Raw genomic sequence first — 12,499 nt, 5'->3', positions numbered from 1 at the left:
TTGATGATTCTGATCTGATTTACTTTATCATAATCCGGGAAGGGCCGGCTGGTTTTCCTCGAAAATCTTGACGCCCTCCAGAGCAAGAAGTTCCAGTTTTGAGCTGGTTCCTTTACCACCAGAAAAACCTCCCAAACCTTTGTTTCCGGCAATAATCCGGTGGCAGGGAATTATGATGGGAATGGGGTTTGCTCCACAGGCGCCCCCGACTGCTCTGGCAACAGAACCTACTTCCCTGGCAATGTCACCATAGGTTTTGAGGCTCGCATAAGGGATACGGTAAAGGGCATCCCAGACATTTTTTTGAAAAGATGTTCCTTTTGGATTGAGAGGAATATCGTCAAAACCCTGCCTTTTACCGTGAAAGTATTCGAGAATTTGTTTTTCACATTCAAGCAATAATGCTGTTTCATCTCTGTGCAGCTCATCTGACTCGTTCAACCAGGTAAGAGAGACAATCTTCCCGTCTTCTTCTGCAATATCCAGATAGCCCTGAGGTGAAGAAAACGACAATTGATGCATAGGCACATCCCGACTGAATTAATCCGATTTCCACTTTTCTTACAGTTTTGCACGCTTAGCCGTTGAATCAAGCAGAACCTGAAGGTATCACAATTTAGATGGGCCCATTATTGTTTCTCTGGTGAGAACGTGCTTTTCCGTGAAGGAATATTTCTGTGAGAAAAAAAGACTGTAATATTACCGGGTGGAATCCTGGCTGGTTTCTGTTCTGTAATCTTGTGGTTGTTACAGCGTTTTTTCTTCTGGTAAATCATGATTTTAAAACACCATGGGATGAAGCAGCTTTTCTGCTTCTGAATGGCTCGCTTCAAGAGGGAAGGGTCATATGGAATAATTACTGGGCTTTTACCAATAGCCGGATATTTGATAGCCTCAGCGCTGTTTTTCTCGGTGGGTGTTGCTTGTTTTACCTTGTTAAAAACCGGAAAAACAGCTTCGAAGAAAGGCTATCCAGAGTCATTCTGATCGTTATCTCTGTCGCTTTGGTCATGCTGGTTATTGCCCGGGGATTTAATGATTATCATCATCCCAGTCCCTCACAACTCGTGGAACCCTTTATTAATATAAACGAGCTCGTAAGCTGGATTGAAGTGAAAACCGGTACAAGAAAGTCTTTTCCCAGTGATCATGCAGCTGTTTCTTTTATCTGTTTTTTATTGATGGGACATCTCTTTGGTCGCCGCTATGGATTGGTGCTGTTGCTGTTCTGTCTTGTAAATGCCACGCCGCGGATGGTTGGCGGTGGTCACTGGTTCGGAGATGTCTGGATTGGCGGGGTTTTGTTATCTCTCATGGTTTATTCATGGGCTGTTTACACGCCTTTGTTGGCTGCTATCCGCAGATTAGTATCACGACTGCTAAAGTTGAAAATATTCTTGCGGCTGACGCAAAACTGGCAATGACAGCTTTTTTATAAGAGAACTTGATGTTTCACGGGAAACAATTTTCTTATTCTGAACAGATCTTGTAATGAATTTTATCCTTGTTGAAGCTTTTAGGTCGTTGTTCCGGGACTGCTCATGTATCATTCCAGTGAACAATCCATCTGGTTATTTCCATCTGGATTTTGTCTGAATAAAACGGGGAGAATTCTGGTGAAATTCACAGTAGATGTTGACTGTACTCCGGAAGAAGCACGCAGATTTTTGGGACTGCCGGATGTGACCGCACTCCAGGAAGAAGCGATAAACGAAATTCGCAAACGTATGCTTGATGCAATCCAAAAATCCGATCCGGAAAGTCTCATGAAAGCCTGGATGCCTCTGACGATGCCTGGCTCGATATCAGATGCAACAGGAACGATTCCGGGTCTTGACCAGATGCAGAAAATGTTCTGGTCCCAGTTTACCCAGGCTAAGGATAGCAAGACTTCCAAGGACAAAACATAACCTTACAGTGAGGGAAAGTTATTGAATCCTATGCCAGCATGGATTGGCTGGTTAAGACTTCTCGATACCTGGTCTATAACTGGGAAAGGGCTTTGACGGCTTAAATCTCTTTGCCTATGTTGCCCCCTCAGGATTATGGGAATTCTAATCATTATGGCATCAGATACGATTTATGCCCTTTCAACAGCACCGGGCCAGGCTGGGGTTGCTGTTATCAGGATTTCAGGCAGGAATGCAGGAACCCTTTGGGGAAAAATGACCGCCCGACAGCCGGAACCGCGCATTGCCACTTTGTTAAAGCTGTCAGATCCAACAGATGGTTCTGAAATTGATCGCTGTCTCGCTTTATGGTTTCCAGCCCCTGCCAGTTTTACAGGTGAGGATGTCGTGGAACTTCATCTTCATGGGGGCAGGGCAGTGGTCAATGGTGCCATTTCTGCGCTAGCGAAACTTCCAGAATTTCGCCCGGCAGAAGCTGGAGAATTTACCCGGCGTGCCTTTGCCAATGATAAACTTGATCTTACCGAGGTCGAAGGACTTTCTGATCTTATTGCTGCAGAAACTGAAGCCCAGCGAAAACAGGCCATCCGGCAGATGGATGGTGAACTTTCCCGTTTGATAGGAAACTGGCGAGAGAAGTTGATCCGGACACTTGCTTATCTGGAAGCTGAAATAGACTTTCCGGATGAGGAACTGGATGAAGGCATTTCTGATCAGGTTAAAAACAATATTTTGGTATTACAGTCAGAAATAAATCAACATTTGGATGATGGTCATCGTTTTGAACGATTACGAGATGGATTTTCTATAGCTATTATTGGCCCACCAAATGCCGGAAAATCTTCATTGTTAAATGCTCTGGCCCGTCGGGAAGTTGCCATTGTTTCTGATATTGCTGGGACCACCAGAGACATCATAGAGGTGCATCTCGATCTTGCGGGCTATCCGGTTACCTTGGCAGATACAGCAGGGCTAAGGGAACTTGAGGAGGCCAATGATAATAATGTTGAGCTGGAAGGAATGCGCCGGGCAAGAACAAAGGCCGAGGCAGCTGATTTCAAACTGGCTGTTTTTGATCTTGCCGCTAGTCAAAAACCAGATTTGGAAACACTCGATCTCCTGAAACGGGGAGACAGCCTGGTAGTGTTGAACAAGGCCGACAAATCAGATCAAGCCATATCAACTTTGGCATCGGAGTTATCTGAATTTGAAATTCAGAAAATATCTGCCAAAACAGGAACTGGTATTGATGCTCTGATTAAGCGTCTAACCGATGAAGTAGTCTCAAAACTTGGAACGACGGGCTCTTCTGTGGGAATAACGAGAGAGCGTCATCGCAAGGCATTAATAGATACGCTGGATGCTCTTTCACGCAGTCTTCTTGCCCCTTTACCGGAATTGGCTGCTGAGGATTTAAGACTGGCAACCCGATATCTCGGAAGAATTACAGGAAAAGTTGATGTTGAGGATCTTCTTGATGTCATTTTCCGTGATTTTTGTATTGGAAAATAAGTCAGAATGGCTTAAAAGCTGGGGTATTATCTGACTCGGCCTTCTATGTTTCACGTGAAACATGAGCAACGAAATAAATATTCGGCGAGTCAGGCACTTAAGAGATAGACCTGAAGTTAATCTGGAATTGTCGATCAGTTCCGATGATAACCTTATCTCTTTATATGGTTTACCCCGTAATAACTGCCCTATGAAAAGTGATCTGTTATGCAGAACTACGATGTGATTGTTGTTGGTGGTGGTCATGCCGGTACAGAGGCCGCAGCCTCTGCGGCACGGACTGGTGCAAGAACACTGCTCCTCACTCATAAAAAATCGACAATCGGTGTTATGTCTTGTAACCCTGCCATTGGTGGATTGGGCAAAGGGCATCTTGTTCGCGAGATTGATGCTCTGGACGGATTGATGGGGAAGGCAATTGATCGGGGCGGAATCCAGTTTAGGGTTTTGAATCGCAGTAAAGGTCCTGCTGTTCGCGGGCCAAGAGCGCAGGCTGACAGAAAGCTCTATAAACTTGCGATACAGGATCTTCTCGCCGAACAATCCGGTTTAACGATTATCGAGGCTGCAGTTGAAGATCTGCAATTGGATAAGAATAACCACTGCTGTGGTGTGATTACAGCGGATGGAACAGTTTATCACTCTGGCTCAGTTGTTCTGACAACAGGCACTTTTTTACGTGGTCTTATTCATCTCGGGAAGAAACAGATTCCAGCAGGACGGGTAGGGGATGAACCTGCTCTTGGTCTTTCAGCTACGCTGGAAAGGTTCGGTTTTACGCTGGGACGTTTGAAAACAGGCACACCAGCCAGACTTGATACCAGAACAATTGATTATTCATCTTTGGAAATACAGGCAGGGGATACGCCGCCAGAACCTTTTTCCTATTTGACCAAGTCAATCAGCCAGTCACAAATACCCTGCCATATCACCTATACAAATCCGCAAACTCATGCGGTGATCAAAGAAAATATACTTCAGTCTCCAATGTATTCCGGGCAGATTGCAAGCAAGGGTCCACGCTATTGTCCTTCCATCGAAGACAAGGTGGTACGATTTGAGGAACGAGAGCGGCATCAAATTTTCCTCGAACCCGAAGGTCTGGATGATATCAATGTTTATCCAAACGGGATCTCGACCTCTCTGCCCGAGGATGTACAGGCGGCTTTTCTAAAAACCATTCCAGGTCTGGAGAAGGCGGTTATTCTTCAGCCAGGTTATGCCATCGAATATGATTATGTTGATCCCCGTGAACTGAGGCCCACTTTGGAAACCCTGAAAATTCCGGGTCTGTTTTTTGCCGGACAGATTAATGGAACCACTGGTTATGAAGAGGCGGGGGCACAGGGACTACTTGCCGGGATTAACGCTGCTCTTAGATCATCTGGATCAGAACGGGAATTTGTTCTTGATCGTGCTGACGCCTATATGGGAGTGATGATTGACGATCTGGTTAGTCTGGGAGTGACAGAGCCTTACCGTATGTTTACCAGCAGGGCAGAATATCGTCTGAAACTCCGGGCGGATAATGCAGATCAACGTTTGACAGATATTGGTAACTCTATCGGTTGTATTGGTCCGGAAAGACAGGAAGCTTTCGCTGAAAAGAACAAGAAATTGATGGAGGCTCGCCTTTTTGCCGAGACACATGCGGCTACGCCAAATGAACTCAAGTCTTATGGCATTACAGTAAATATGGATGGTCAACGTCGCAGCGTTTTTGATCTGCTTCGCTATCCCGATGTGACACTTGCTCGCTTGTCAGTGATTTGGCCTGAACTTTCTGGGTACGACCCGGCTGTGATCGAGCAATTGGAAATTGATGCCAGTTATGCCGGCTATATTGAAAGACAGGATGCTGACATCAGGGCTTTTCGCAAAGATGAAGCTTTGAAACTGCCCCGTGATTTTAATTATGCCTCGGTTCCAAGCCTCTCGACAGAAATTATTCAGAAGCTGACCCAGTCTCGTCCTGAGACATTAGGGGCGGCGGCAAGAATTTCGGGTGTCACTCCAGCTGCAATTGTTGCCCTCCTGAAATATGTGAGACGTATGGATAATTCAGATGTCGCGTGAAAAATTTGATTTTGAAGATTTTAAAAAGTTTATTCCTGTTTCACGTGAAACAGAGGACAAGTTGAAATGTTATGCCGAGCTGTTGGTAAAGTGGAACAAGGCGATAAATCTGGTTGGCCGTGATACGATACCAGATCTTTGGCGACGCCATTTTTTAGATTCAGCTCAATTAGTAAAATACATCCCGGAATTCTCGGGAGAACAGAATAACTCAAAACCAGTTATTATTGATTTCGGCAGTGGTGCTGGATTTCCTGCAATAATATTGGCAATTCTTGGGGTGGGTGAGGTTCATGCGATGGAATCTGATATCAAAAAATCTACCTTCCTCCGTGAAGTTTCACGTGAAACAAATACGCCTTTAACAGTCCATAATCAGCGAATAGAAAAAATCACCCCATTTGCAGCAAATTATTTTACAGCTCGGGCTTTTGCATCCCTTGATAAGATTATCGAATTTGCTCAACCCTTTATCGAAGTTTCTTCGCGGGACACCCCCCCAGAGTTCCTGCTTTTGAAGGGCCGGTCAGTGGATCAGGAATTGACCGAAGCGGAGAAAAAGTGGAGTATGAATTTGTCGAGGTACACATCTTTGTCTGATTCAGAAGCAACGATATTACGCCTCAAACTTCTATAAATTGGGGGGATTGACCGTGTCAGTACTAGATATGGACTCAATTTCAGTACAGAAAAATACCAAAGCCAAAATTTGGGCCATTGCAAACCAGAAGGGTGGTGTCGGGAAAACCACGACGACTGTCAATCTTGCTACGGCTTTGGCTGCCTGCAAGAAGAAGGTCTTGATCATTGATCTCGATCCACAGGGAAATGCCAGCACAGGACTTGGTGTAAAGGTTGATGCCAGGAAACAGAGCATCTACCAGGTCATGATTGAAGGTTTGCCGATTCAACAAGCGATACATTCAACGGATGTACCGCGGATGCATGTGATTACCTCTGGCGTAGAACTGTCAGGTGCCGAGCTGGAACTGGTCAATGCTTCTGAACGGGAATTCCGCTTGGCCAACGCGATTGGCCCGCTACTGGATATATTCGACTATATTCTGATCGACTGTCCCCCAGCTCTCGGGTTGTTGACCCTGAATGCTCTGGTGGCTTCTGATGCGGTATTGGTGCCTTTGCAGACCGAGTTCTATGCGCTTGAAGGACTTTCCCATCTTCTCCGGACAATTGACCGGGTGAAGCGGGGCTTGAATCGTCGTTTGGAAATTCAAGGGGTTGTATTGACAATGTATGATCGCCGCAACAACTTGTGTGAAATGGTTGCTGCTGACGTTCGGGCTTTTCTTGGTGAAAAGGTTTTTACAACAGTGATTCCCCGGAACGTCCGGGTTTCCGAAGCTCCATCACATGGCAAACCGGTCTTGTTGTATGATGTTGCCTGTGCAGGTTCTCAGGCCTATATCAAGCTGGCTGGTGAAATTCTCAAAAAGGAACGGGCAGCTGAAGCTGCTGTTGCCTGATAAATTTTATGGTATTCAGCCGTTGTTTCCCTTTTTATCAGGGGCCTGGAAACAGGTAAAAATGACGGTGGTTATGAGAGGGTAGAGTCTTGGTTGATCAACAGGAAAAACGGACTAATCTTGGCCGCGGACTTGCTGCTCTTTTTGGTGATGAGACAGAAGATTACGCATCTTTGGATAAGGTTCGTTCAACTAAACAGGTGCCGATCGAGCATATTCACCCCAACACCAAGCAGCCGCGCCGACATTTTGACGCGGAGGCACTGACGTCTCTGGCTGACTCCATTTCCCAATCCGGTTTGTTGCAGCCGATTCTGGTGCGTCGCCATCCTGTTCATAATGCCGAATATGAGATTGTTGCCGGTGAACGCCGCTGGCGGGCTTCTCAACAGGCCAAACTGCATGAAGTGCCGGTGGTTATCCGGGACTTCAACGATGCGGAAGTTCTCCAGGTTGCGATTATCGAGAACGTTCAGCGTCAGGATCTTACCCCCATAGAAGAGGCGACCAGTTACCGCCGTCTTATGGATGAATTTGGTCACAAACAGGATGATGTGGCCAAGATCATTGGTAAAAGCCGGAGCCATATAGCCAATATGCTTCGTTTGCTCACGCTTCCCGAGGATGTACAGGACTTGCTCGAGAAGGGGGATTTGAGCGCGGGCCATGCCAGAGCTCTTGTTGGCGCTGAAGATCCAACTCATCTTGCAGAACAGATCACCTCGCGCGAGCTTTCTGTCCGTGAAACCGAGCGCCTGGCCAAGGCTATGAAAAAAGAGCTTTCCGGTCCCACAGCTGCCCCGGCGCAGAAAAGCATTGCTGGTTCCCTGAAGCCAAGGACAAGTTCGGGAAGCGACAAGGATGCTGATACGCTGGCTCTGGAGAGGGATCTCTCCAATATGCTGGGGCTGACAGTCTCGATTGATTTCCACGGGCAGGGTGGGTCTCTCAAGATCGCCTATGACACCTTGGAACAGCTTGATGATGTCCTGCACCGCCTGACCCAGGCTTCTGCTGGGAAATAATTCTCCGGTTTTGTGCGGATCTGCTTTTTTGTGTCTTTTTAAGCGCTTGGCTTTCTTGCCCAGATTATAAAAATCAGGGGCTGGGTGGAATTTTTGCCGGAACGTCGAATCCGGTTTTGCCTGTCAGATTGTAAAGAGGCCCTGATTAAATCTGGTACTCGCTGGATTTAAAAAGTGGGTGCTTTTGTTTTTTAGCGCGTTCTTTTTTGGAACTGGTGTTGGAATGTTGATGACATCAAGTCATCATTTTGGTCCAAGGGCGTTCGTTTAACGGGCGCGGGCTGGTGATTTGGCAGTAAGTTCCAGCAGGGTGCGGGCGCAGAGTGTTTCCGAGGGAGCCCCGGTTTTTTTACAGGCAGCTTCTGTTTCCATCAGCTGGGACAAGGCTTTTGTCAGGGCCAGGGGAGACCATTTCCGGACCTGCAGTTTAAATGCGTCGGCCGCTTTCCAGAAGAGAGGCGGGCGGAGGGTGCCAAGGGCCTTATCCAGGGGAACAGATTGCGCGGTCAGGCCGGAGACGAGATGAAGTCGTTGAAAATATCTTGAGACCGCTCTGAGAATCGTGATTGGGTTCTGATGTTCCTGCTGGGCACGCAACAGCTGTTTTTCAAGCTCGTCTGTTTTTCCCGCTGCAACTGCCGCGGCAAGATCATCCAGTGTAAGACTGGCAGTATCCCCCACACAAACAACAACATCTTGCAGTGAAATTTTCCCGGAATTTATTCCTTTATAGAGGCATAATTTTTCGACTTCTCGTCGCGTTAAACGTCGATCAGTACCAAGATTTCCCACGAGGAAGGCGAGAGCGTCATTTTCAATAAATAATCCTTCTTTTTCAATGATTTGACGAATCAGTCCAGGCAGGCTTTTTTCATCGTCCTTGTAGCAGGGCAGGGCAGCTCCCTGTTTGCTGTCCTCAAAAACTTTCCGGAGCCTGGAGCGGCCAGGCAAATCCCCGCCCTCCACAACAATTAACGCATCGCCCACCGGGTTCTGAAAATAGTCCTTGAAAAGATTGGCCAAGAGGTCGCCGGCGGATTTTACTCGGATCACTTTCCTGCCGCCCATCATCGAGAGCGCTGCAGCTTCATCGCTTAGCAGAGCCGGATCTTTTTTGAGCTGGTCATTTTCCAGATCAACAACCCGAAAGGGATCTCTTGGATCTTCCACGACACTTTTGAGAAGATTGAGGCAGCGTTCCTGAACTAGTCCTTCATCCGGACCATAGACCAGAACTGCCTGGCAGACAGGGTCCGGAGATCTGGAAAAAGCATCAGCCCTGTTTGCCGTCACCTTCAATCTTTTTGTCCTGCTTCGCGTGGTGGAAGTTGTTATGAAACTGCGGGGTTTATTGTGCCTTGTTTAAATAGGCACCGATCTGCAAGGCCATATCATTCGAGATCTGCCGCAAGACACGCTTGCGTGTTGTATCTTCAGCAACCAGTGTCGCATAGGGGTCATTGAGTTTGTCATAGCTTCCGGTTGATCGGGCTTTTGCACTGAGAACAGTCTTGCCGCTGGAGATTTCAACCAGATAGTACTGGACGGTAATCGCGAGATTTGTTCTGGAAGCGGTATTATCCAGCCGTACAGCTAGATCTTTCTCTGATTCAGTAATTATTGCCTTAAGGCTGTACAGTGGCTCTCTTGGTTGTCCTAGCGGGTTCATACGATCCCGCAGCAGGTTATGTAGGATTTGTCCGGGCCGGTCCGGCAGGGGATCAATACGAACAGTCTGCAACTGCTGATAAGCAGAATCGCCTGTTGTATTATCCTTGCGATATATTGGCTGAAAACCGCAGGCGGATAACCAGAGCAGAAGATTTATCAGCCCGAAAGAGATCAGGCCTCTTCGCCAGAATGACCTTTGGCTGTTGGAAAATATCTGTTTATACGACAATATTAACAATCCGATTTTTTACAATAATGACCTTGCGAACCTGCTTGTCACCAATTGATCTGATGACGGCGTCTTCAGCCAGTGCAATTTCTTTTATTGTGTCATCATTGGCATCAGTTGCAATGTTAATCGTTGCCCTGAGCTTGCCGTTCACCTGTACCGGAAGTTTGATGCTCTGGTCCTGGATCAAGGCCGGATCAAATTCAGGCCAGGCTTTGTCAACGATCATTCCTGTGTGCCCTAACTGTTGCCACAGTTCTTCTGCCAGATGTGGCATCATTGGTGAAACCAGGCTTACCAGAGTCTCCAGGGCATCCCGCATCACCCATTTGTCAGACAGATCCGCTGTTTTGAACTGACTGATGGTATTGGTAAGTTCATAGATCTTTGCAACAGCTGCGTTAAAGCGGAAAGATTCGATATTTTCACTGATCGCAGCGATAGCTTTATGTAACGTCCGATGTAACTCTAGAGCAGTATCTGAAAACTTCTCTGGCTGGGGGGAACCTACCGTGGGGAGCTGTTCTATCTGTCCGATAACCAGACGCCATAACCTTTGGGTGAAGCGCCAGGATCCCTCAATTCCAGATTCTGTCCATTCCATATCCCGGTCAGGTGGACTGTCAGAAAGCATGAAAAATCTTGCGGTATCTGAGCCATAACTGCTTAGTATATCTGCAGGATCAATCGTGTTTTTCTTGGATTTACTCATTTTGATCGATGGCCCGACGATTACAGGTTTTCCATCAAGTGTTTCAAATTCACCCTGATCGTTTTTTTCTATTTCTTCTGGTGACAGCCATTTCCCTTCAGAATTCTGATAGGTTTCATGACAAATCATTCCTTGGGTAAAGAGGCCCTTGAAGGGTTCTTTGACACCAAGGTAACCGCATTTGTTCAGGCCACGGGTGAAAAAACGGGAGTAAAGCAGGTGAAGAACGGCATGTTCAATTCCGCCAATATACTGGTCTACAGGTAGCCAGTAATCCACTTCTTCCCGGGTAAAAGCATCTTCGTCACGGGGGGAACAGAAACGGGCGAAATACCACGAAGATTCCATGAAGGTATCAAAGGTATCGGTTTCCCGCTCTGCTGCTTTTCCACAGGAAGGACAAGTGGTGTGTTTCCAAGTTGGGTGATGGGCGATGGGGTTGCCGGGTTTATCAAAAGAGACATCCTCTGGCAGCTCGATCGGGAGGCTTTCCTCGGGTACTGGAACCGCACCACAGTCCTGACAGTAGATGATCGGGATCGGACAGCCCCAATAGCGCTGTCTTGATACACCCCAGTCCCTGAGTCGGAATTGAACGGTACCTTTACCCTGTTCAGTTTTCTCTAGCTCCTGGATGGCTGATTTTTTGGCAGAATCAATGTCTTTGCCATCAAGAAAACGGGAATTGATGATCGTGCCATTGCCAGTATAGGCTTCATCAACAATTTTGAATTGGTCGATTAACTGGTTGTCAGGCAAGACAACCGGTGTGACGGACAGGTTGTATTTGTGAGCGAAATCAAGATCTCGTTGATCGTGAGCTGGACAGCCAAAGATTGCCCCGGTGCCATAGTCCATCAAGACGAAGTTTGCGATATAAACAGGAAGTTCGATTGTTGAATCGAAGGGGTGAAGGACCCTCAGGCCACTATCAAAACCTTTCTTTTCAGCCTTCTCAACAGCTTCTTCACTGGTTCCCATCTTATTGCACTCGGCAATAAACTGTTTCAGTTCAGGATTTGTTGCGGTCAGCTGATCGGCAAGGGGATGGTTTGGCGACAGCGCACAGAAAGAAGCACCAAAAAGGGTATCCGGGCGGGTTGTATAAACCTCGATAGACTCTGCTGGAGTATTATCTTTAAGCTTGAAAAAAACTCTGGCCCCTTCGGAACGACCAATCCAGTTATGCTGCATTGTCCGGACTTTTTCCGGCCAGCGATCAAGGGTTTCAAGTCCCTCCAGCAGATCGTCAGCAAAGTCGGTAATCTTGAAGAACCACTGACTTAGTTTGCGTTTTTCAACCTCTGCACCTGAACGCCAGCCTTTACCGTCAATAACCTGTTCATTGGCGAGAACCGTCTGGTCAACGGGGTCCCAGTTGACCCAGGATTCCTTGCGTTCAACCAGACCAGCCTTGAGAAAATCGAGAAACATCTTCTGTTCATGTTTGTAGTATTGCGGATGGCAGGTCGCAATTTCACGGTCCCAATCGATAGACAGGCCCATGGATTTCAACTGTTCACGCATCACCGCGATATTTTCGTAGGTCCACTTTCCCGGATGGACACCTCGGGCCATGGCCGCATTTTCTGCCGGCAGACCAAAAGCATCCCAGCCCATAGGGTGGAGAACGTTGAAACCCTTTGCTCTTTTATAGCGGGCGATGACGTCACCAATTGTATAGTTCCGGACGTGTCCCATGTGGATTCGCCCAGAAGGATAGGGAAACATTTCAAGTACGTAGTACTTTGGCTTTTTTTTATCCGCCTGTACGGCAAAACAGTTTTTGTCGGTCCAGATTTTTTGCCACTTCGTTTCGGTTTCCTTGGCGTTGTAACGGGTCATCATTCTCAAATATTTCTTTAAAGAGCCCTGTAAAA

Annotated in this window: 11 protein-coding genes; 7 read left to right on the top strand and 4 right to left on the bottom strand. The window is 47.1% G+C overall.

Annotated elements, in window-relative coordinates:
* Positions 1 to 27: 27 nt before the first annotated feature.
* Entirely contained in the window at positions 28 to 522 is a 495-nt protein-coding gene (locus tag O4H49_RS10320) for a methylated-DNA--[protein]-cysteine S-methyltransferase (protein ID WP_269423352.1), read from the bottom strand.
* A 155-nt stretch (positions 523 to 677) separates the two neighbouring features.
* Here O4H49_RS10320 and O4H49_RS10315 point away from each other — a divergent pair, with 155 nt between their 5' ends.
* The 7 genes from O4H49_RS10315 (at position 678) to O4H49_RS10285 (ending at position 8,007) form a co-directional block, all read left to right on the top strand.
* Positions 678 to 1,424, top strand: a complete 747-nt coding sequence (locus O4H49_RS10315; protein WP_269423351.1) for a phosphatase PAP2 family protein — start codon at positions 678 to 680, stop codon at positions 1,422 to 1,424.
* Between the two features lie 192 nt (positions 1,425 to 1,616).
* Positions 1,617 to 1,910 (top strand): DUF6489 family protein, encoded by a 294-nt coding sequence (locus O4H49_RS10310; RefSeq protein WP_269423350.1) that lies wholly within the window; start codon positions 1,617 to 1,619, stop codon positions 1,908 to 1,910.
* Between the two features lie 153 nt (positions 1,911 to 2,063).
* A complete protein-coding gene (mnmE, locus tag O4H49_RS10305; RefSeq protein ID WP_269423349.1) occupies positions 2,064 to 3,422 on the top strand; it encodes a tRNA uridine-5-carboxymethylaminomethyl(34) synthesis GTPase MnmE in 1,359 nt (452 codons plus the stop codon).
* Positions 3,423 to 3,629: 207 nt separating this feature from the next.
* Positions 3,630 to 5,498, top strand: a complete 1,869-nt coding sequence (mnmG, locus tag O4H49_RS10300) for a tRNA uridine-5-carboxymethylaminomethyl(34) synthesis enzyme MnmG (protein ID WP_269423348.1) — start codon at positions 3,630 to 3,632, stop codon at positions 5,496 to 5,498.
* Positions 5,488 to 6,135, top strand: a complete 648-nt coding sequence (gene rsmG / locus O4H49_RS10295) for a 16S rRNA (guanine(527)-N(7))-methyltransferase RsmG (RefSeq protein WP_269423347.1) — start codon at positions 5,488 to 5,490, stop codon at positions 6,133 to 6,135. The genes mnmG and rsmG overlap by 11 nt, the downstream gene beginning before the upstream one ends.
* Positions 6,136 to 6,166: 31 nt before the next feature.
* Positions 6,167 to 6,982 carry a ParA family protein gene (locus O4H49_RS10290; protein ID WP_269423727.1) on the top strand — a complete coding sequence of 272 codons (816 nt, stop codon included), beginning with the start codon at positions 6,167 to 6,169 and terminating at the stop codon, positions 6,980 to 6,982.
* Between the two features lie 89 nt (positions 6,983 to 7,071).
* A complete protein-coding gene (locus O4H49_RS10285; protein ID WP_269423346.1) occupies positions 7,072 to 8,007 on the top strand; it encodes a ParB/RepB/Spo0J family partition protein in 936 nt (311 codons plus the stop codon).
* Between the two features lie 267 nt (positions 8,008 to 8,274).
* On the opposite strand, the gene holA is transcribed toward O4H49_RS10285, so the two are convergent.
* The 3 genes from holA to leuS form a co-directional block, all read right to left on the bottom strand.
* A complete protein-coding gene (holA, locus tag O4H49_RS10280; RefSeq protein WP_269423726.1) occupies positions 8,275 to 9,300 on the bottom strand; it encodes a DNA polymerase III subunit delta in 1,026 nt (341 codons plus the stop codon).
* A gap of 55 nt (positions 9,301 to 9,355) precedes the next feature.
* Complete coding sequence (lptE, locus tag O4H49_RS10275) at positions 9,356 to 9,748, bottom strand: LPS assembly lipoprotein LptE (protein WP_269423345.1); 393 nt, start codon at positions 9,746 to 9,748, stop codon at positions 9,356 to 9,358.
* 148 nt (positions 9,749 to 9,896) lie between these two features.
* Positions 9,897 to 12,464, bottom strand: coding sequence for a leucine--tRNA ligase (gene leuS / locus O4H49_RS10270; RefSeq protein WP_269423725.1), 2,568 nt, complete (start codon positions 12,462 to 12,464; stop codon positions 9,897 to 9,899).
* Between the last annotated feature and the right edge of the window lie 35 nt (positions 12,465 to 12,499).

It is taken from the genome of Kiloniella laminariae (genome assembly GCF_027214005.1).
Lineage (GTDB): Bacteria > Pseudomonadota > Alphaproteobacteria > Kiloniellales > Kiloniellaceae > Kiloniella > Kiloniella laminariae_A.
The sequence above is the reverse complement of the archived record's forward strand: the minus strand, read 5'-3'. Positions and strand labels throughout refer to the sequence as shown.